Annotated in this window: 16 protein-coding genes; 10 read left to right on the forward strand and 6 right to left on the reverse strand. The window is 40.7% G+C overall.

Annotation, left to right across the window (positions count from 1 at the left end; translation table 11 throughout):
• Positions 1 to 17: 17 nt before the first annotated feature.
• Complete coding sequence (locus R9C00_21745) at positions 18 to 2,666, reverse strand: WG repeat-containing protein (GenBank protein ID WPO34326.1); 2,649 nt, start codon at positions 2,664 to 2,666, stop codon at positions 18 to 20.
• 532 nt (positions 2,667 to 3,198) lie between these two features.
• On the opposite strand from R9C00_21745, the gene R9C00_21750 reads away from it, so the two are divergent.
• From R9C00_21750 to R9C00_21790, 9 genes are all read left to right on the forward strand, one after another.
• Complete coding sequence (locus tag R9C00_21750; GenBank protein WPO34327.1) at positions 3,199 to 4,686, forward strand: TlpA disulfide reductase family protein; 1,488 nt, start codon at positions 3,199 to 3,201, stop codon at positions 4,684 to 4,686.
• 328 nt (positions 4,687 to 5,014) lie between these two features.
• Entirely contained in the window at positions 5,015 to 5,269 is a 255-nt protein-coding gene (locus R9C00_21755; GenBank protein ID WPO34328.1) for a hypothetical protein, read from the forward strand.
• Between the two features lie 360 nt (positions 5,270 to 5,629).
• Positions 5,630 to 7,138, forward strand: a complete 1,509-nt coding sequence (locus R9C00_21760; protein ID WPO34329.1) for a methyl-accepting chemotaxis protein — start codon at positions 5,630 to 5,632, stop codon at positions 7,136 to 7,138.
• A gap of 21 nt (positions 7,139 to 7,159) precedes the next feature.
• Positions 7,160 to 7,645, forward strand: coding sequence for a chemotaxis protein CheW (locus tag R9C00_21765; protein WPO34330.1), 486 nt, complete (start codon positions 7,160 to 7,162; stop codon positions 7,643 to 7,645).
• A gap of 21 nt (positions 7,646 to 7,666) precedes the next feature.
• On the forward strand, positions 7,667 to 8,032 hold the full coding sequence (locus tag R9C00_21770; GenBank protein WPO34331.1) for a response regulator: 366 nt from the start codon (positions 7,667 to 7,669) through the stop codon (positions 8,030 to 8,032).
• Between the two features lie 14 nt (positions 8,033 to 8,046).
• Entirely contained in the window at positions 8,047 to 10,077 is a 2,031-nt protein-coding gene (locus tag R9C00_21775) for a chemotaxis protein CheA (GenBank protein ID WPO34332.1), read from the forward strand.
• A 55-nt stretch (positions 10,078 to 10,132) separates the two neighbouring features.
• Entirely contained in the window at positions 10,133 to 10,993 is an 861-nt protein-coding gene (locus R9C00_21780) for a CheR family methyltransferase (protein WPO34333.1), read from the forward strand.
• A gap of 12 nt (positions 10,994 to 11,005) precedes the next feature.
• Positions 11,006 to 12,070 carry a chemotaxis response regulator protein-glutamate methylesterase gene (locus R9C00_21785; protein WPO34334.1) on the forward strand — a complete coding sequence of 355 codons (1,065 nt, stop codon included), beginning with the start codon at positions 11,006 to 11,008 and terminating at the stop codon, positions 12,068 to 12,070.
• Between the two features lie 293 nt (positions 12,071 to 12,363).
• Complete coding sequence (locus R9C00_21790; protein WPO34335.1) at positions 12,364 to 12,882, forward strand: hypothetical protein; 519 nt, start codon at positions 12,364 to 12,366, stop codon at positions 12,880 to 12,882.
• Between the two features lie 66 nt (positions 12,883 to 12,948).
• Here R9C00_21790 and R9C00_21795 read toward each other — a convergent pair whose 3' ends face one another.
• The 4 genes from R9C00_21795 to R9C00_21810 all read right to left on the reverse strand — a co-directional run bounded on the left by R9C00_21795 (position 12,949) and on the right by R9C00_21810 (position 19,514).
• A complete protein-coding gene (locus R9C00_21795) occupies positions 12,949 to 13,731 on the reverse strand; it encodes an IS5 family transposase (protein ID WPO34336.1) in 783 nt (260 codons plus the stop codon).
• A 125-nt stretch (positions 13,732 to 13,856) separates the two neighbouring features.
• Positions 13,857 to 15,374 (reverse strand): glycosyltransferase family 39 protein, encoded by a 1,518-nt coding sequence (locus R9C00_21800; protein ID WPO34337.1) that lies wholly within the window; start codon positions 15,372 to 15,374, stop codon positions 13,857 to 13,859.
• A gap of 382 nt (positions 15,375 to 15,756) precedes the next feature.
• The gene (locus R9C00_21805) at positions 15,757 to 17,307 is read right to left on the reverse strand and encodes an alpha-L-arabinofuranosidase C-terminal domain-containing protein (GenBank protein ID WPO34338.1); all 1,551 of its coding nucleotides are present in this window, start codon (positions 17,305 to 17,307) and stop codon (positions 15,757 to 15,759) included.
• Between the two features lie 35 nt (positions 17,308 to 17,342).
• Positions 17,343 to 19,514: an alpha-glucuronidase family glycosyl hydrolase gene (locus R9C00_21810; GenBank protein WPO34339.1), complete on the reverse strand. Its 2,172-nt coding sequence runs from the start codon at positions 19,512 to 19,514 to the stop codon at positions 17,343 to 17,345.
• A gap of 247 nt (positions 19,515 to 19,761) precedes the next feature.
• Between R9C00_21810 and R9C00_21815 the strand changes: the two genes are divergently transcribed.
• Positions 19,762 to 21,315, forward strand: coding sequence for a pseudouridine synthase (locus R9C00_21815; protein ID WPO34340.1), 1,554 nt, complete (start codon positions 19,762 to 19,764; stop codon positions 21,313 to 21,315).
• Between the two features lie 98 nt (positions 21,316 to 21,413).
• On the opposite strand, the gene ruvC is transcribed toward R9C00_21815, so the two are convergent.
• Positions 21,414 to 21,983 (reverse strand): crossover junction endodeoxyribonuclease RuvC, encoded by a 570-nt coding sequence (ruvC, locus tag R9C00_21820; GenBank protein ID WPO34341.1) that lies wholly within the window; start codon positions 21,981 to 21,983, stop codon positions 21,414 to 21,416.
• Between the last annotated feature and the right edge of the window lie 117 nt (positions 21,984 to 22,100).

Consider the following 22,100-nt stretch of genomic DNA (forward strand, 5'->3'; position numbering starts at 1 on the left):
TGTTTTTTGAACCTCTACTACTCATCATAACAAGCTATTTTCACATAGTCGGGTTCTTCTAGGAGTTGGTCTTTTACCACCTCGCCTTCTTCGTTGATATAGAGCATCACGTATTTGCCCGCCTGCGATATTTCTCTTTCTACTAGGTAAAAAGGCGTGGTTTCATCCCCAAGGTTGATGATTTCGGTATATTCCTCTTGGATCAGCCTGCCCTTGTGGTTGCTGAGCAAACCGTAGCCGCTGCTGCGGTAGGTCACTATCACTACATTTTCAGGGGTATTGTAGAGGTATTCAAATGTATCGAAGGTTTCGGGGAGGAAGTAGTTTCCGCTAAAGTTGTACAGCTTCCATTTGGCTTCGTGCCTCACCAGGCTTACCGTATCGTTCCAGTAGCGCACATCGTCAAACTGGAAATCGGCTACGACTTCGTTGTGCTTGTCCACAAATCCAAACTGCCCTTTTTTGGCAATAAAAATACTGTCCGACTGCCCGTAGAGCTTTAGGGTAGCATCGTATTCAGGAGCTATCACTTCGCTTGTTTTCGCATTGAACAAGCCAAATTTCTTTGTCTTAAAAAGCGAGAAATAAGCGTCTTTGTAGTGGGTAATCACCTCGTACGAAGGCTTTAGCACCGTTTTCCCCCGCAAGTTTGCCAAGCCTCGCTTCCCATAGTTTTCTATCATCACCATCTCCTCATCCAGCAAGGTGATTTTTTGGTACTTATTGCCCAAAATTTCGTACCCGTCTCCTGAAAGCAATCCCTTTTTCCTGCGGGCATCTTCGGTGATGATAAACGGCATGTACTCGTAGCTCACACTGTCCACTGGCAACTTTGCCGACTGGATGTTGAGCGACCTGTACTTGGTAAAATCTGTAAGATCGTCTTTATAAAAATAGCCCAACTTCTTCTTTCCCTGCTCCAGCAAAATCCCTTTGTCTTCCACAAAATGAATAGTGTCGTACACATTTTGGATAAAGAGCTCGCCCTCAAAATTAATCACGCCCCACTTGCCACCTACTCGCACGGCATAGCTTTTTTTGCCCACTATCACTTCTTCATAATCCACAGGCGATATTTTTTGTCCCTGCATATTATAAAAATTAAATCCTGTCGATTTCTCGGCAAGCCAGCCTCCAGGTGTATCTCTTATCTCATCATTTTCGGGCACTACGTCCTCATAGGCATAATTTTTTATACTTTGCTTCCCTCCCTTGCTTAGGTTGAGGAAATACTCATGAGAAACCTCAAAATCATCGTACTCTAGTTGGATAAGGTGGCTGGCATCACCCTTTGCCGAGAGCAAAATCTCCTCGTTCACATACGCCGACTTTCCTCCATTACTGAGCGAGATCACCCCCGCTTCCCTATCAGTATCAATAAATGAATACTCCATGGGAAGTACCAGCTGGTCGTTCATCGTCCGGATGCCGAGGGCGCCATATTTCTTTACACTTACCAAGCCTCTCGAAAGCAATTGCACATCGTCATACTGATTGTCCATCAGCTTAAACCCAGCTTGATGATACAAGCCAAACAGCTTATTTTTGACCGTAAGCAATACGCCAGGGGCAAAATATGCTACCTTATCAAATTCATAAGGCACTATTACCCTTCCTTTTTTGTCTATAGCCCCCGTTTTTCCATTACTAACCACTACTATAAAATCATCGAAAACACCACTACAGCGGTAGCTTTCACCTATATCCTCGTAGCTTGGCGCAAGCATGAGCTTTCCTTGCTGGTCCATAAAACCAAACTTTGCCGAGTCGGGGTCTATAAATGCATAAAAGTTTATTTGGCTCATTTCCACCGCCTCTTTTGCCCAGTCTTTATTGGGAAAATTGGGGTAAATAGAGAGAAATCCTTGAGGCGAATCGCTCAAAAACCAAAGCCAATACCAAGCCCTTTCTACATACCTATTGCTCGGATAATCGGCAATAAACTTTGCGAAAGTGGAAGGTTTGGTATCTGCCGTAAACAACTGGTAAAGGTGTAGTTCTGCTTCTGGTTTGTGCGGATTATCTGGATAATCCCGTATAAAAGCGGCATAACTTTCTATGGTCGCTTCTTTGGTTTTGGCATCGTAGAGCAATTTGTGGTAGCGCTTCTTGGCTTCTTCCACTTGCCTAGCCTCGGGGTACGTCTCAAAAAATGACAAATAAGCTTGGTAGGTATCTGCTTTGAGCGCCGCGGCAAAAGCAATACTATCTCTTAGTACAATGGCCGAATCCATCTGATTGGCCGCCACAAACTCATTTATGAATGTCTGGTACCCAGCTAAATCGTGGTATTCCCGCGCCCTTTCAAAAGCCAAGCTGTCCACCTTTGCCCTAGTATCTCGTATCCGCACTTCCGAAAGCCCAGCTTTATCGAGCTTTAGCACCTCTTTGCCTTCCAGCTTCTGCAAAGTTTCCAAAGAAGTACTGACCGCTTCGTAAGCTTTATCTATGTCATAAAAAGGATTGGCCGTATCGAGGTAATAAAGGCTGTAGAAATAATATGCACCTGCATCTAGTGAATCTTTTTCCAATTTCTTCTTTAAAGAAGCCTCCAGTTTTTCAAAATCTTGCTTCTCCAAAAGCTTCTCTAAAGCCTTGACACTTTGCGCTTGGAGGTTCATAAAAGTGGAAACCAGAAAAAAAACAGTAATCAAAAAACGAATCATCGTATTCCGAGTTGAAAGATGGAATGAATAGGTTTGTTGCTAATTATCGGTCTACTACCTCTTCTTCGTAAAACGTAAAGTGTTTAAGACGCAAAATTTAGATAGAGAATAATACAGGTGATTATTTGGAAAGTCAAGCCTCAAAAGTAATCATTTTTCAGTTTTTAGGATAAATATTAAAAGTTCTGAAACTATTACCGCAGTTCTAATATTGGCTAAAGGTCTAAAAACAATCCACTTACCTTTTCCTTATAACAAGAATTACATTTTTTTATAGGAAATCTAATTTTTGCCCCTATTTTTGTTAATGATTACCAATAACAAGTCACTACGATTCACTTCACAACTTTTACCTCCATTCACAATCCAATAACTCACGACCTTTTATCAAACATCTTAACCCAAGATTTAACTACTTTTTTTAAGGTTGCCGTCACTGCTACTTTCTTTTCGGTTTAGACTAAGTCATTTTCTCGTAACTATTGATATATAAATAAAAGTTTAGCATTTCTCATTAAACTCAAATTCACTTATGAAACATTCATTGTTGTTTCTCATTTTATCAGCTTTCGTTTTCTTCTCTTGTTCCAAGGAAAAAGAGCAAGAAGCAGTAGTAGAAACGGTGACCGTAAATGGTACAATCACGAACTCAAAGACCGAAAAAGTAACAATCAGTTACAGAACTCCATCATTGGACAGCGAAAAGATCACTCTAGCAGAGCTAGGGCTTGACAGTACAGGATATTTTGAAGCTACTTTTGAACTAGCCGAACCAGTTCAAGCCATGGTATCTAATGGCGAGTACACCAAGGTATACCTGGAGCCAGGCGATTCTCTCAGTCTTACCATCGATGCCGAAGAGTTTGACGAATCGGTAGCTTGGACAGGTATCGGCGCTGAAAAGCAAAATTATTTTGCTAAAAAAATGCTCTTGAACGAGGAGCTTATGGCAAAATACGACGGAGGTTTCCGTGGGCTAATGATGCTCGAACTAGCCGATTTTGAACTAGCGATGGACTCGATACTCATGGCTAACAAGGGGCTTTATACCGAGTTTTTCGATAGCTTAGAAGTAAGCGATGCGTTCAAAGCGCTAGAAGAAGCTGAGCTTATTGCTGACTGGGGTCAGAAAAAAATGATGTACCCAATGTACCACAAGTATTATTCAGACTTGGAAGAATTTGCAGTACCCGACTCCTACTATGTATTTATGGAAGAGATTCCTATGGATGAAGCTTACTTGGCTTCAAGTAACTTCAAAAGCTACTTAAACAATATTGTTCGTAAAGAATTTACTGCTTATACCGAAGCAAACCCACAAGATTCTTCTGTGAAAGAAATGTCAGGTTATAGCTTGAAAATGTACGAAATAGCATCAAACTTAGAGGCTCCAGGGCCAATCAAAGATTTCATAGCTGCAAGCCAAGTATTTGATTACATCAGTTTCTCGGGAGTAGATAGCATTGCCGACAGCTTAATGACTGCTTACAAAGCAATAAATATAGACGAAAAAAACTTAGCATCCATTGAAGAAAACTACGAAAAATGGGTGATACTCTCAGAAGGTAAACCCGCTATTGATTTCACTTACACCAGTCTTGATAGTACCGAGGTTTCCCTCAGCGATTTTGTGGGCAAGGTGGTGTATATCGACGTTTGGGCTACATGGTGTGGTCCTTGTATGAGAGAATTGCCTTCTGCCAAAGAGCTTCACACCTATTTTGGCGACAGGGAAGATTTGGTTCTCTTATATGTTTCGATAGATGAAAACATTGATGCTTGGAAGAAACTTCTGTCAGAAGACGAAGAGTTCCGCACTATGGGCGTGCATGTGATAGGCGATGATGCTTGGAACAGCTCAATCAACAAAGACTATATGATCAAAGGTATCCCAAGGTATATTTTGATAGGGAAAGACGGAAAAATAGCCGATGCCACTGCGCCTAGGCCATCGAGCGGAAATGAGATAAAAGGGGCGATAGAAGCGCTACTTACCGCAGGAGCAGTTTCGAAGCTATAAGCTAATTCATATGTGAATACGAGCCGTTGCCAAAAAATTAGGCAACGGCTTTTTTGTTTTATGATCACCCAATATCACATGTACACTTTACGATTAATACTGATTTAAACATATTAAGTCTTGTTGACAGCATGTAGGCTAATGTTTATGAGCGCACCCGTTATACTTGTACACTCGAAAGGTTTTCGACAAACGAAGCCAACGATTTAAGCAAGAGAACCAATTAGCAAGCCAGCTATACAAAACCTTAATTATTAACCAGTGCTTACTTAAACAAGTAACTAGGCAAACTAACTTTATAGGCACTGACTAACCCAATACAGAATACATGGAAGTCATTAAAATGTACGAGTACCAAAGCCGGGAATCTGGATACATCCAAGATTATGTGGCAAGTCTTATGACAGACGGAGATGTTTACAATCTCAAGTGCGGACAAGCCATAATAGATATTAAAAATAAAGAAGCTGGGGAAAAATTGCTAAACCAACTATTTATCAATGTAAAAGAAGTCCCTTCCTTACTAAATGACCTTGGGTCAGAGTTCAACTCTTTTTTCAGCTTCGAAACGTTATATGTTTAGTACAAATAGATTACCATTACAACTTCTCTAACTACTAGCTCCAAGGCAAATACCTTGGAGTTTTTTTTGCTCAAAACTCAAGTAACAACACAAACAATAGATAAAAATATCTTTGGGAATTCAATTAAAAAAAGAAAGTAGGTAGGGATAAAGTTGATACTTGATTTAACTTGTATTGCAAACAACGGTTTGTTCACAACTTCTTCATTTAACCGAGGTTAGCCTTTGATATTCTAACACAATCTACCAGAACAAATTAGTTTGTATAATAAATGTCATTACTCAAAAAATACCGTTCTAGCATAAATCCCCTGCTGTTTAGGGAAGGCATTTATTTAGTGAAAAATACAAATAACACTCATGACTCAATTCTATATTTCATCCTTAATAATAGTTTTTGTAGTAGTACCGCTCATACTGCTCTTGTTCAGAGTTCTCTTTAAAAAATCAATTCTATATATCATTTCTGTTTCGGTAGTATTGAACAGTATGGTAGCTGCGATATCAGGTATGTTAGTTGGCTTTACGGGTAATTTATGGATTATTCCTGTAGCAGCTATTGTCTATACAATAACCTTGTATCTTGGAATTCAATTTTTGAAGACCAAAGTAGGCAAACCGTTGACTAATATGACTGAAAATATAGAACAGCTTTCTAAAGGTTTTTTTTCGGTACAATTTGATGCTGAAATAGCCAAAAAAAATCACGAATTAGGATACATTAATAAAGCCTTGATCAATATGCTTGCTAACCTTAAGGAAAGTATTTCTATTGCAGAATTAGTTTCCCAAGGAAAAATACACAGTGCTACTATTGATTTTGAAAAAAATGATAAGCACGGAGATTTAGATATTGCCCTCAAAAGGATGATTCACCAGCTAGCTTTGACAGTAAACAACATTTCTGAAAGGTCGGGTGCTATTTCTTTGGGATCAGAAGAAATCAACAAAAGTTCACAGATTGTTGCACAGGGTGCTACCGAACAAGCGAGCTCTTTGGAAGAGATATCCTCTTCAGTAGAGCAGATGACAGGCAATATCAATCAAAATGCTGAAAATGCACAAGGTGCCGAAGAAATAGCAAGTCAAACTACGATAAAGATGCAATCGGTAAAATCTTCATCGGATGCCACATTTGACGCTATAAAGGATATTGCGGAGAAAATTCAAGTAATAAATGAGATTTCAGATAAGACCAATCTATTGGCTATAAATGCTGCAGTAGAAGCTGCTAGAGCCGGAGAACAAGGAAAAGGCTTTGCCGTAGTGGCCACTGAGGTCAGAAAACTTGCAGAACGAAGCAGAAACTCAGCTGAAACTATTATAGAGCTTACCAAAAAATGTGTAAAAGAGGCTGAAAACTCAGGTCTTTTACTCGATGAACTGACACCAGGTATGCAAAAAGCATTCAATCTAATCCAAGAAATTTCTTCTGGAAGTGCTGAACAAAGGGCAGGTGTCGAACAGATTAATGCTGCTCTAGCTCAGCTAAACCAGGCAACTCAACAATATGCTTCATCAGCGGAAGAATTAGCTTCTTCTGCTGATAATTTTAATGCACAGGCTCTGCACTTAAAGAAAGACGTTGCCTTCTTTAAATTAAGTGAGGAAAACGAACAACAGTTTTCAAAAGGTAAAATCCTTGATCAGATTGAAAGGTTGAAATCTATTTTAGATGCAACCGAAGAAGTCAGCAAAAACACTCCTACCAACAGCATGCTGACAAATGAACCAGGATCCAAAATTTCTTCCCCTAAGGAGTCAGGTCCTACTATTCATTTGGACAACGATGACGATATTGAAATTCCAGAAGAGAATTTCACCATAGGTATTAAAAACCATTCGGTAAACGGAAATACAGAAGAATAGAAAACGTAAAGTGATTGTTTTATGCCAACTTCAGAAATCAAATCGTACTTGTTGTTTTCACTCTGTAAAGAACACTTTGCCGTAGATGTGAAGTATGTAACAAGGGTAATTGACTTGGAAAATATGATGAGGGTACCAAAAGCCCCAAACTTCATAAATGGTGTTATTAACCTAGAAGGGCTCGTATTGCCTGTAGTTGATTTAGCAAAAAAAGTAGACTTGGGCACTACTGAAATACTTCCCAAGACAAAAAACATAGTTTTAGAAATAGACAATGATGAAGAATCATTTTTTGTAGGCCTGTTGGTAGATGAAGTACTGGATGTGGTGAACACTGAAACCGCTCAACTGAGCGCACCTCCATTAGAAAACATGGGATTCGACACCCAAACGTTAGATGGAATGTTAAAAGTAGCTGAAGAATTTTATATGATTATCAGCGTGGTAAAAGTATTTGAAAAAGAATTGACGAATTTTCTAGAAGTAGATAATTCTGTTTCAAAATGATAATTAAAACTAAAAACACAGATGAGCAAAACCATTTTGGTTGCCGAAGATTTTGACGTATCGCGTAAGGTGATTGCAAAAACTCTTACAACTATGGGGTATAATGTATTGGAGGCTGTGGATGGCCAAGATGCGTCTAGGTATTTTGATGGAAGGTCAATCGACCTTTTGGTGACGGATTTTAATATGCCAAACATAAATGGCGCTGAGTTAATTGAATTGGTTCGCTCCAAATCTCAATACGAGTATATGCCAATTCTTTTGCTCACAACCGAAGTAAGAGAAGACAAAATTAAAAAGGCACTAGACGCAAGCATTACAGCTTGGATAAAGAAACCTTTCGACACGGACTTCTTCTTGAAATTAGTAAAAAAAGCACTTAAATAAGTTTTTATCGATTCATGCAGGAGCTGATTAAAGAATTTATTGTAGAGGCAAAAGACCTTGTAAAAGACCTTGAAAAAAGCTTAATGGTTTTGGAAAAGGACTTGGGCAGTATTGAGGAAATCAACACGGTTTTCAGAGTACTGCACACGTTGAAAGGCTCTGCGGGAATGTTTGGCTTAACAGAAATTGAAAGGCTTACGCATGATCTGGAAAACATCTATGCCGATATAAGAGAAAATATTAGGCAAAACGATGATTTTATTCTAGACCTTACACTCCATACAGCAGACACATTGAAAGATTTGCTCAATGGAAACGACTGTAAAAGTGAAGTAGATAGTATCATAGAAGAAGTTAAAAGATTAAGAGCTGACGAGGATGGAGTTCAGGTTGATATGGAAGGGAAAAATGCTGGTTCTCCCAAAGAGGCATCCTCCTTTTTAATAGTTTTTAAACCTGAAAAATTATTATTTAAAAGAGGGGTAAACTTAACCGCTGTATTTGAAGAAATAGAAGAATTGGGCAAAACAGAGATGATCGTTCATAACGATGACATTCCTCTTGAAACCCAGATTGAAAACAAAGAAATTTCTTCTTGGTTTGAAATTTATTTGAGTACTTCAGAAGGTGAAGAAGAGGTAAATGATGTATTCCTCTTCATGTTAGAAACTGAATACAAGGTACTTCCCCTAACTGATTCTGACCTCTCAAACAACGATACATTCAAAGAAGCTCTTGGCAAAATTGAATTATCCGCAAATGATTATGCAAAAAGAGTAGAGCTTTTAGACAGTATTACTCCTACTGAAAAAAAAGAAATACTAGAAGAATCCAGTCGTCAACCCGAAACGACAGAAGCAGCTGATAATGAAAAAGAAACAACTGAACAGTCTCTTTTTAGCAAGCAAAAAAAGGAAAGTAATATCAGTGTTTCCACCAAAAAATTAGACGACCTAATCAACATAGTTAGTGAAATAGTGGTTTTCAGGTCTGAATTACAGCATTTGGCAGGTTACCTTGGCAATACTGAACTAGATGAAGCTGCTGAAAAGCTGGAAAGGCTATCGCTCAAATTAAGAGACAATGCCTTTAACATCAGGTTAACTCCTGTAAATGTAATGGCTGTCAAGATTCGAAGATTGATCAGAAGCTTATCGCAACAGCTTGGGAAGGAGGTTGAGTTCATCACCCAAGGCTTGGAAACTGAACTGGATAGAAGCATTATAAGTGCAGTAGAAGCCCCCTTGTTGCATATTATTAGAAATGCAGTTGATCATGGAATAGAATCTCCTGAAGACAGGGAGGCTAAAGGAAAACCTAAAAAAGGATTGCTTAAGCTTTTTTCCTACAACAGCAGCGACCATGTTTTTATTCAAATCCAAGATGATGGAAAAGGCATAGACCTTGAGAAGGTAAGGGCTAAAGGCATAGAAAAAGGATTGATTTCGGCTGAGAAAACTTATTCTGAAAGAGAATTAACACAGTTGATTTTAGAACCAGGATTTTCCACTGCCGAAGAAGTTACCAAAGTAAGTGGAAGAGGCGTGGGAATGGATGTGGTGAAAAAAGACTTGGCAACAGTTAGGGGTGAAGTTGAAATTCATACCGAACAAGGGCTGGGGACCATCATCACTTTAAGATTGCCAAACTCTCTTTCGGTACTTGATACCTTAATAGTTAGCGTGGCAAACCAGAAGTATCTTTTGCCAATATCAGAAGTAGAATATTGCTATACTGAAAACCACGATAAATTATTTGAGAAAAAAAGTAGGCAAATCAAGTATGACCACCAGCTTGTCCCCTTTGTTTCACTAAGAGAGTTCTTTGAGGTAAAGGATCAATCTCCAGAGGAGGAAAAGGTGATAGTAATAAACAAAAATGACCAGAGGGTTGCCATAGTAGTAGACAGCATATTGGGAGAGTTACAGACCGTGTACAAACCATTAAATGAGTTATTAAGGCCAGCAGAATGCTTTTCAGGAGCTTCAATTTTGGGAGATGGCAGTATGGCACTAATTCTCAATGCATTAAAGCTTAACAATTAATACGATTTGTTTTGGTCTTAAAACGGTGCACTAACCTCAATCATTTTTATTGAACATGACAAAACCGAACAAACTATCAATTAGTAAACTAAGTGATAAGCAATTTAAAATTGCCCAAGAATACTTGGCTGAAAAATATGGTCTAAACCTTCCTGATATAAAGAAAACTTTATTAGAATCTAGGCTTCATAAAAGGACTAAAGCATTAGGTTTTCCTACCACTGACCATTACATTGATTTTCTGTTTTCCTTCAAAAAAAAAACTGCTGCAAAGGAGTATTGCAATTTCATAGACCTTGTTACTACTCATAAAACAAGCTTTTTTAGAGAAGCTCATCAATTTGATTTTTTGATCAATACCTATCTGGATCAGTACTTACCTAAAAAAGGATCTAATAAACTATTGAAAATATGGAGTGCTGGCTGCTCTACGGGCGAAGAAGTATACTCTCTTGCTATTTTATTAGATAAATACAGGGAACGTAACCCTGCCATCGATTTCCAACTATTTGGCACCGACATTTCTATCCCATCACTCAAAGCAGCAACAAAGGGAATCTACCAAGAGCCAGCTTTGGTCGGGCTAGATAAGACTATTAGGGAATCCTATTTCGAAAAAACAGCTATAAACGGAGTGATGTCTTATAAATTTAAGAGGACAGACTTGAAAAATAAGATTTCTTTTTCGAGCTTAAACCTCAATAAAAAAATATACAATATACCGTTTAAGTTTGATTTTGTTTTTTGTAGAAATGTGATCATTTATTTTGATATAAAAACCCAGAAAGAAGTAATTAACAGGCTTAGCCATACTTTGAAAACAGACGGTATTTTATTTTTAGGTCATTCCGAATCAGCTATAGGATCAAATGCATCAATCAAATCTATTTTCCCTACATCGTACCAAAAACTCTAAAGACCTTGGGCTATGTTTCATAAAATAAAAGTATTAATAGTTGATGATTCGGCTTCAGTACGCCAAGCCCTCAAAACCATATTGGATAAATCTTCTGAAATAGAGGTTATTGGAACTGCAATGGATCCCTATTATGCAGTGAAAAAGATTCAAAAACATAAGCCTGATGTGATTACACTAGACATAGAAATGCCTAGAATGGACGGGCTTACTTTTTTGAAAAAAATAATGAAACAGGCTCCAATGCCAGTAGTAATTATTTCAAACCACACAAAACAAGGAGCAAATTCAGCTTTAAAAGCATTGGAACTAGGAGCAGTGGAGGTAATAGCCAAGCCTGAGCTATCTACAGAACAAGATATCAAGGAATCTGAAATCAGGTTGGTGGATATCATCCGGTCTGCATATTATTCCAAGCGAAGAAAGACAGGGTCTCTAAGTCCAGAAATAACAAGGGCTAAGGTGCATCAAGCCAAATTACAAAACTCAAAAAAATCCATCATTACAGTTGGGGCATCAACCGGAGGAACAGAAGCTCTCAAGACTTTTCTAGAAGCCATGCCTCCTAATTGCCCTCCTATCGTTATTGTCCAACACATGCCTGAAAAGTTTACACTCAGCTTCGCCCAAAGACTAAATGAGTGCTGTACTATCCGAGTAAAAGAAGCAGTAAACAATGATATATTAGAACAGGGCACTGCTTATATAGCACCTGGAAATTTCCATATGAGCGTAGTTTCCTCTCCAAAGGGAATGAAACTGATTACCTACCAAGGAGAGTTGGTAAATAGACACAGGCCATCAGTCAATGTTCTTTTCCACTCTGTAGCTAAAATTTCTAAGAACAATTCCATTGGAATTATAATGACAGGTATGGGAAACGATGGCGCCGAAGGCCTTTTGGCTTTAAAAAACGCCGGGGCTTATACTATCGCTCAAGATGAAGCATCGAGCGTAGTATTCGGAATGCCCAAACAAGCTATAGAAATTGGAGCTGCCTTGGACGTAGTTCCACTAAAGGAAATTTCAGAAAAAGTATGCTATTACCTTGAAGAGGATACCAAACAAGATTCTTGATATAGTCGACCAATGTTAAGTTTCTTCCCTCCATCACCTCAAGAACCAGAAGTAAAAGCTCCCAAAATAGATAACACGCTACAGAAAGCTTCACGAATCACAACTATTGTATAACGAGAGCAACCTGCTACTGAACAAATGCCACTGGAAGAAGACCGATTCCAAATGGAAGAAAGCAGCATCCGCCTAAAGTTTAAGTATAATTTCAGGTTTTAAGGAAACCGCATTGTATAGCCAAGTTGTGTTTTCACTTTTTTGATCGTAAATTAATTGGAGCAATAAATTCAACCAAAATGAACAAGCTCCTAACATACTTACTGGGATTCGTATTTCTCTTATTGGCAGATGGGAAGGCTATAGCTCAAGATGAATTTGTAATTCAGTTTTCAATATTGAATGCATATGGAGGGTCTTTTGATTACAATGGCATACACCATAAATTTAAATTTACACACCACAAACATCGAGACTCTATCAAAATCAACTATTACTATTTGAATAATAGAGAGTTGCCATATATCAAAAAGATGAATTTTATTAAAACATATAATTTTTCTTTTGAAAAGTTAATAGGTGCTTTAAATACCATTGAAGAGATTGAATTTGATACAAACGACAATACAAACCTGATAACACATCCCAATTATGATGGTGGATGGTGCTGCTTTTGTGACCCAAGAAGCAAGATTCTTGGGAAGGTTACTATTGAAATAAATGATATTAGTGGTACGAGTGGAATCATTGGAAATGGAGCTAGGCTATTTCAGGTTAAAGCATTTCTGAAAGATAACTTTGGAATAAAGGATTTTTGAAGTTTTTGACAAAAAAAAGCCAAGGCATCCCTTGGCTCTACGTATCTAAGATCATGTTTAAAAATTTTAAATAGGCATTTTTTTGATCCTATTAAGTATTATTTGGCAGTTTTGCCATAAAACCCAAGCTTCTTGGCTTTTGGTAGTTTTTTCATAGTCTTTGGACAGCCTCCGGAAGAAATTGAACGTGCCGAATGTCCTCTCGGTGACCCATCTCCACTTGATGGGCACAAAGCCCCTGGGGGTTGGGGGACAAGAGGATATCTCGACCTCTACGCCCCTTATGTTGTCCTCTACCCATCCGGTGAACTTCTTTTTATAGGCCTGGTCTGCCAGGATCTTTTCCATCCTGTGCAGGTAGCCCAAGAGGGGCTCCACCACCCGTTGCCCTATCGTGCCGTCATGCTCGTTGGCGCCAGTGGCGACCACTCCCCATACCAGCCCGAGCGTATCGGTGATGACGTGCCTTTTTCTCCCGTTCACCTTCTTGTTGCCGTCCAGCCCCGTGTCCTGCCCGATAAAAGGCGCGCACTTTACCGACTGGCTATCAATGGAAAGCATGCTCGGGGTCGCCTTCTTGCCCTTCCTCTTGCGCTCTAGTTGGTTGAGTGCCGCGTTCAGCCGAAAAAGCGTGTTGTCCCCCTGCCACTTGCGGAAATAATAGTATACCACATTCCAAGGAGGGCGTCCCTCGCCCGAGAGGCTGCGCCACTGCTGTCCGCTGCGCATGCAGTACAAGATCGAGTCCACCACGTCCCTGAGGTCATATTTGCGTTTCCTTTCCACGGGAAGATATTCTTTTATATATTGCCATTGCCGGGAGGTCAAGCGGGTATATCCTGTTTCCATAAACTTTGTTGTTTCGTCACTACAAAGTTTTAGCCTGCCCGGCTCTTTTCAAAATTTAAACATGCTCTAAATCAAATCATCACATAATCGAATCATCATCTCATTAACACATCGGCACGTCAAATTCATCGCCCTTCCATCACCTGCCCCCAAAAGCCATTGAAGCTTCCCTTGAATTTTCGGCAGAGGTAGACTTTTGTTCCATATTCTCTTGCCAGCGGGTTGGTGATGCCACCAACTTCAATTACTTCATCGCAAATAGCAGCTACGTCTTCCCCAAGCTCGTCATTGATATAAATAAAGGCTTCTAAGTCGGGCTCAAAGGAACGAGGCAGCCAATATTCGTAGGCATCGGAAAAGCTGAGGGCTTCGGGCAACCCGTATTTTTTCCCTATCAAGGTGACGGCTCCAGCCTGTCCATAATTCTCACAGTAAATAGCACAGGCTTCCTTGTTTTCCACTTGGTCAAAAGCTTTTTTAGTAACCAGTGCTAGTTCTTCCCAGCCTAGCATATCGGCGTAATCTTGGGGAAGTTCGTGTTTCTTTCCATCTTCAAAAGTCCTTCCTGCATCAATTCCATATTCTTCCTCCACCATATCGAAATGCTCCACCAATTTATCAGGAGAATACACGGGTAAGCCAAAAGGAACAAGAGGAATAATTCCAATCACCAACAAAGCGAACAGAGCAATTCTCAACTCTTTCATCTTCATATTATTCCCAATAAAAACTGCCCCTGCGGCAAGCAAAACTGGGAAAATACCGGCAGCATAGTAGGCTTTCCCTTGCAGGTACATCAGCGTGGCAAATACCAAAATGGAAGTAGAAGCCACTATTCCATATTTCTTTCCAGCAGGGTTCAATAGCAAGTACAGCAAACCGAGCAAGGCTATGAAAAAGGATAAATTCCACATGAAAAGCTGGTTAGTTACAAAGCTGAGCCTATCCACGTTCACCAGTTGTCGCTCGTTTAGCTCCGACATGTGCCGCAGCACGGGCAAGTCGTTAGAAATCTGCCAGTAGAGGTTGGGCAGGAAAATCACAAAAGCTATTAGCAAGCTTATGTAAAATGCTTTTTTGCGAAAAAGTTTGCGCTGGGGCGTGAAGCTGAGCAATACAAAAATGGATGCCAATTGAAGAAAAATGAGGTATTTGTTTAGGAGAGCAATTCCCATAGCTGCCCCTAGCCAGTAGAGCGTAGTATCACTTTCGGTGTTGATGTACCTGATGACGAGGTAAAATACCAGCGTCCAGAAGAACACATCGAAGCACACGGGTTGGTAAAGGAAAAATGCCCGAAGGGAAAACGGGGTACACATAAAAGCTACTACAGCCAAAACCTGTGCATAAAAATTCCCGCCCAATTCCTTCGCAATTCGAGCGAACAAAACGACCATTACCCCTGAAAGCAAGGCAGGCACCAACTTCACTGCAAAAACAGAAAACCCGATGGTATTTTCCACCAAAGCTGCTATCCAACCGATGAGTGGAGGCACAGATGCATACCCTAGGTCGAGGTGCCTGCCAAGGGAAAAATACAGCAGTTCATCTCGATGGTATTCCAGAGAATCGTAGAAAAGTAGGTGGATAAAAATATTTAAAATAGCGAGGACAAAAATTATATACTGTTCTTTGTTCTTCATAGATGGAAATTGGCTTTGGGGCAATTTACGAGAATAGGAAACTTCTTGACGAAAAAATGTGACGAGCGGTGGGAATTCAATGGGGAACACATTTGCGCTCCCCATTTTCTTTTTTTTTGCCAACATTTACTACACTGTAAACTAAATAACCGAATGTTTTAATAGTCTTCATTAAGTTGATTTTTGAACCCTGCTGATGGTTACTGGTTTCTAGTTACTGACGGTCCGCCGCTGCGGATACTGACGGTTCGCCGCTGCGATTTTCATCAATTGAATAAGCATTACTAAAAAAACTAGCAACCAGTAACTAGCCACAATCAGCGACTATTTTGAATTGATAAACAGCTTACAAATACATACGAAAACTTAGTTTACAAGATATTTACTCTACTTCCAACTCAATCATCACCACCGATTTGGAGGGCATTTTCACAGTCAACTTATTCCCCGTCGCTTTAAATGAGTTGAACTCCTGAATATTCACTTGCTCTTCTTGCCCAAAATCATTCAAAGAAGTTATTTTTTCCCCTGTAATGATCTCTCCTTTCAAAGCTTTTACCTTTCCAAGGCCTTCAAAGCCACATTCAACTTCCAGCTCCTTGTTAGGATCTACGTTGCTAAGCGTCACATGTATTTTACCATCTCTCGCCTTGGAGCAAGAGGTCTGGATGGCATTCATCGTCCTGTCCCCTTCCCCATACGTTTCTCCTTTCACTTCACTCGGAATCAGCATAGCATCGTGATGAACTTTGTACATCTTGAACACATAATAGGTTGGCGTAAGCAGCATTTCCTCTTCTTTGGTAAGAATCAAGGCTTGAAGTACATTCACCACTTGGGCAATATTTGCCATCTTTACCCTATCAGCATGGTTGTTGAAAACATTGAAATTGATAGAAGCCGTCACCGCATCGCGAAGCGTATTGTGTTGGTACAAGAAGCCTGGGTTAGAGCCTGGCTCTGGCAAATGCCAATTCCCCCATTCGTCTATGATCAAGCCCTTGGATTTTTCAGGGTCGTATTTGTCCATTATGGCCGAATGCTTGGTAACAAGTTCATCCATTCTCCAAGCATTTATCATGTATTTCTGCCAAGATCTTTCGTCATATTCAGTAGCCGAACCTTTGTCTTCCCAGCGGTCGCCCTCTATGGTATAATGGTGCACGGACACGCCTTGGAAACTGTTTCTGCTCCTAGCAGAACTCATCAAGGTTTCCATCCAGTGATAATCCCCGCTGTTTGGCCCTCCTGCTACTCGATAGAGCTTATTCGATCCGTAATCTTTCGCATAGGTCGAAAAATTAGTCATTTTGTCTCGGTAATATTCTGCCGACATATTTCCCCCACAGCCCCAGTTTTCATTTCCTATCCCAAAATATTTCACATTAAAAGCATCTTCGTGCCCATTTTCCTTTCTCAGGTTTGCCATGGGCGATTCTCCCTCAAAATTCAAATATTCCACCCATTGGGACATTTCCCTCACCGTGCCGCTGCCTACGTTTCCGCAGATAACAGGCTCGCAATCCAGCAATTTGCATAGCTCCAAAAACTCGTGCGTGCCGAAACTATTGTTTTCCACTATTCCGCCCCAATGTGTGTTGATAATGGTCGGGCGATCTTCCTTCGGACCAATTCCATCTCGCCAGTTATACGTATCGGCAAAGCAACCGCCAGGCCACCTCAGGTTAGGAATCCCGATTTCTTTCAGCGCAGCAATGATATCATTCCTCAAGCCATTGGTCGTCTCCACATCCAAGCTGTCGTCTACATAAATACCGTCGTAAATCAACCTACCAAGGTGCTCGGCAAAATGCCCGTAAATATGCCTGCTAATTTGATGCTTGGCAGAATCGGGATAAAAGGTGATAGAATTCTGGGCTGAGACCCAGCTAATATTGATCAGTACAAAAAATCCAATGAGTAGTTTTTTCATTTGTTCAAGGGTATTTATTTAGAATAGAAATTGATTTACCATCTCGGTTTTATGCCAGGGGCATATGGGAAAACCAAACTTTTGTAATAGGATAATTCCCCCTCTGGTTGTTCTATATTTTTGGGAAAAGACTTGCCAGAAAAGGTTTGGAAATAAAGCAGACAAGCATTTCTCCACCACCTCGCTTCTTTTTCTTGAATTTTGAGGAAAGTGGCTACTTCGGCATGCCTTTCATCATCAACCAAAGGCTTTACCTCGTCCCATTGCTTTCTCATTTTCCCCACATTTTTCACCCCTTCATCGTACTTCAAGCACATTTCTTCCCAAAGGGTATTTCCCGATTTCATTTTATAATCCCAAGGCAGGTGATGAAACCACAGCAAAAACTTATCGGGGCAGGTTTTCGGGTTGGAAAAGAGTTTTTCAATTTCGGGGGCATATTGGCTGAGCGCATCGCTGCCAGAAGCCGTTCGGTCAAAGCCTATGCCTTCCTTATCTGCTTTGTGGTAATACACTGAGGTCCAATCGGGGCGACTGCCCCCATCTACCCATGGTCCAGGTCCGTAATGATGATTCCTGCCCATAATGTGGTGCAAGCCTAGCGGCGTCATGTACTTGACAACCGCTTCTCTCGATGCCATCATTATCGCCTTGGCATTGCTCATCAGCTGTTGATTTGTCCCAAAGGTCTGCCCTATCCACTCTTCGGCTATTTCCTCTGAACTCAATTCATACTCCCAAGCCAAACGACCGTATGCGTACCAATTGGCTTGCCCAAACTGATAGCCCGTCCAGTTCCTATCCGTCCCAATGTTGGCAACACCAGCTATGAGCGATTCCTTTTTCCCTTGCACCGAACCATCTATAATTTTGGCTACAGTCGTTCCCTTTTTTGGTGAAAAAGTATCCGAATCCAAGCATTCTTTGAAGAGCGGAGCTAGGTAAGCCAAGCTCGTTCCTTGCCCCAAATATTCCTGTGTAATTTGCAACTCCAAGCCCAAAGCCGTCTTTTCCATCGCCCCAAAAAGTGGATGAAAAGGCTCACGAGGCTGAAAATCAATCGCTCCATTTTTTACTTGGATAAAAACATTGTCGAGGAATTTGCCGTCCAGAGGTTCGAATTCGTTGTTGGCTTGCTTCGCCCTATCGTCGGGAGCTTCGTGGCTGTAAACAAAAGCTCGCCACATCACCACGCCGCCATGAGGCGCCAGGGTTTCTGCCATCATATTTGCCCCATCGGCATGGGAGCGGTCGTAATTTTGAGGCCCGGGTTGCCCTTCTGAGTTGGCTTTCACCAAGAACCCTCCAAAATCGGGAATGTACTCATAAATCTCATCCACCTTGGCTTTCCACCAAGCCCTCACTTCAGGATTGAGCGGATCGGCAGTTTCCAACCCTCCTATCTCAATCGGTGAGCTGAATCGTGCCGTGAGGTACACTTGCACACCATAAGGCCGCATCACATCTGCCAGAGCTGCTACTTTTTCCAAGTACAAAGGCGTGAGGGTAAAAGCATTTGCATTCACATTGGTAAGCACCGTTCCGTTTATCCCGATGGAGGCATTTGCTCGGGCATAATCTATGTACCGAGGGGAAATATAATCAGGCAACCGATGCCAATCCCAAATGGAAAAGCCAGCATAACCTCGCTCCACCGTTCCATCCAAATTGTCCCAATGGTTCAGCACTCGGCGGGTGATTTTGGGAGAAGATTTTATGGGAAGGTCGGGCAAACTACTTTTTGTTTGTAGCAATCTTAAGAGATGAAAAACGCCATAAAGCGCACCTCTCTCGGTCGCCCCAGCAACGGCAAGGTATTTTTTGTTTTCGTAAGAAATGTAATCGATGAGGTAGCCTTCTTCGCCTAGCGTTTCAATTCGGGCTTTCAACTTTGCCTCTTGAAGAAGTTCGCAGTTGCCAAGAGTACCAATCCACAAACTTGTACCTTCTCCTAGTTTTTGGGAAACCAAAAGCTCTTTTCCAAAGAATCCTTCACTTGCCAGACCAAGCTCTTTGATAATCACCGAATCCGTGGCAGAAGTACCAAACACTACAGGTTTACCTAATATACTGTTAATAAATTCGGCACGAGATGCTTCTGCAATAGGTGCGTATCTCAGCCATAACTTGTAACCATCTTCTCCCCAGCTATTCTGGCTAACAAATAGCAGCAGTACGCAAATCAATATTTTACTATGTTTTTTCATATTCATATCATTCTGTTCAATTCTGGCTTATATAAGTAGGAGTGTAAAATAGGTTGTCTTTACCCGATTTTATATAAAAAATGTATTACATACAATTTATAATTCCCCTCTCATGCAGACAAGGATGCATCTCCAAATAATTATTCTTCATTATCAGCCAGTTACTCTAAAAAACAAACACCTATGACCAGTTAAACAACAAAAAATCCTTACCTTTGCAGATTCAAATAAAAATTCGAAAATACCAATGAAAAAAAGAGGCCAGTACGGCGACAAAAGAGAGGGAGGAAAAGGGAAAAGTTTCCCTAAGCGTGGAGGAGACCCAAGATCCAAATCGGGAGATTTTGACAACAAGGGAAAAGATTCTTACAGAGGCGAGAGCCACGGTAGGTCCAAGTCGAGAGACTTCGACAATGACAGAAGAGACAGGCGTCAATCGAGCAGGTTTGATAACGACAGGCCAAGATCAAGAAACCAGGGCAGTGACCGTGGCTTCAACGACAGAAGAAGATCGGGCAGTGATGACGCAAGGTCAGGTAGCAGTTTCAGAAATGACAGGAACAGAGATGATAGAAGGGATGACCGTTCAAGAGGGTTTGACAACGATAGACCAAGATCGAGAGGAAACGGAGAAAAGCGTGTTTTCAGAAGGAGAGCCGATAGAGACCAAGACAGGTACAGGGCTAGAAAAAGGTCTGAAAATGAAGGTAGAGAGGATAGTCACTTTTCTAGAGGAGAAGACAACCAAAGATTTAACGATTTTGACAATGACAGAGGCTTCAACGACAAAAGAAGACCGGGCAGCGATGATGCTAGATCGAGAGGCGGGTTCAGAAATGACAGGAATAGAGATGACAGAAGAGATAGCCGCGAGCCTAGAAGCTTTGGCAATGACAGGTCAAGGTTTGACGATAGGCGCAATGGTGAAGAAAGGGGAAACCCTAAATCGAAATTTGACCGCAAACCTTCCAATCGCTATAGCAATAACAAAGTTGGATCAAGAAACAGACCTGACTATGAAAGTGCGCTAAACAGCAAAAGAAGTTTTAACAAAAGAGAAGACGACGACAAGCTAGTTTCTGATGAAATAAGGCTAAACAGATATATTTCCAACTCAGGTGTTTGTTCTCGCCGAGAGGCCGATGAGCTCATTGCCAACGGACAGATCAGGGTTAATGGAAATGTAATCACTGAAATGGGCTTTAAGGTCAAAAAGACGGACAAAGTCACTTATAAAAACAAGCTACTTTCTAGGGAAAAACCTGTTTACATCCTACTGAACAAACCAAAGGGATTCATTACTACTATGAGTGATCCTGAAGGTAGAAAAACAGTGATGGACTTATTGCAAGATGCTTGTGAAGAAAGGGTTTACCCTGTAGGCAGACTGGATAGGGATACAACAGGTTTATTGCTACTTACCAACGATGGGCAGCTAGCAAAAGACTTGGCCCACCCTTCTGGTAACACCAAGAAAATTTACAATGTAGAATTGGACAGGCCTATTAGCGAGCCTGACTTCAATACCATAGTAAAAAGGGAACTTGTGTTGGAAGATGGGCCGGTTGATTTGGATGGAATTTCCATTATCAATACAGAAAAAACGCAATTGGGTGTAGAGTTACACTCAGGTAAAAACAGGATTGTCAGGAGAATTTTTGAGCATTTCGGCTACAAAATCATAAAATTGGACAGAACTGTGTACGCTGGCCTTACCAAAATAGACTTACAAAGGGGCAAATGGCGTTTTCTATCTGAAAAAGAACTGGTGAGAATGAAACACATGAACATCAGAAAGTAAGTAATTATATCCTACTACTTATATATATCCGCACGCTGGCGAAAGCTGGGTGCGGATTTTTTTGTGGTAAACAACAAATGGTTTGACACAGTTCCTCCTCACCTTTTCACCACTTTATTAGGATTATCGGTGATAAAAGATTTCCACGATTTTGATTTGCTCTCATTGCTCCCACCTTGGTAAAAATGGCAAAGTGCTACTCCTAGTGCATCGGTAGCATCAAGCATGGCATGTTCATCTGCTTCAAATTTCAAGATCGCCATGAGCATTTTCGCCACCTGTTCCTTTGTAGCATTTCCATTTCCCGTCACCGACTGCTTCACCTTCTTAGGTGCATATTCTACAATAGGAATATCCATGGCTAGAGCAGCAGCCATCGCAACTCCTTGTGCTCTTCCGAGCTTCAGCATCGATTGCACATTTTTCCCATAAAAAGGAGCCTCCAAAGCCATTTCATCAGGATGATATTCTTCTATAATATGGGTGATTCGCTCGAATATTTTCTTGAGTTTGAGGGCGTGTGACGCATATTTTTTCAAATGAATAACCCCATACTGAACCAAGGAAGGCTTATTATTTTTGATCAGGATGATACCATAACCCATCACGTTTGTGCCAGGATCAACACCCACTATTATTTTCTCCTTTATCGTCTTCTTTCCTGCCATTTTTTGGGGATTAGCTTTTAGAGTTTGGGGTTAAGGCAAAAGCTCTATTCAGCATTAACCCTTTAACTATTCAATCACAAAGTTGGCGATTTTTTTGATATTCTATCAAGAAAGAGC

It is taken from the genome of Flammeovirgaceae bacterium SG7u.111 (genome assembly GCA_034044135.1).
Taxonomy (GTDB): Bacteria; Bacteroidota; Bacteroidia; order Cytophagales; family Flammeovirgaceae.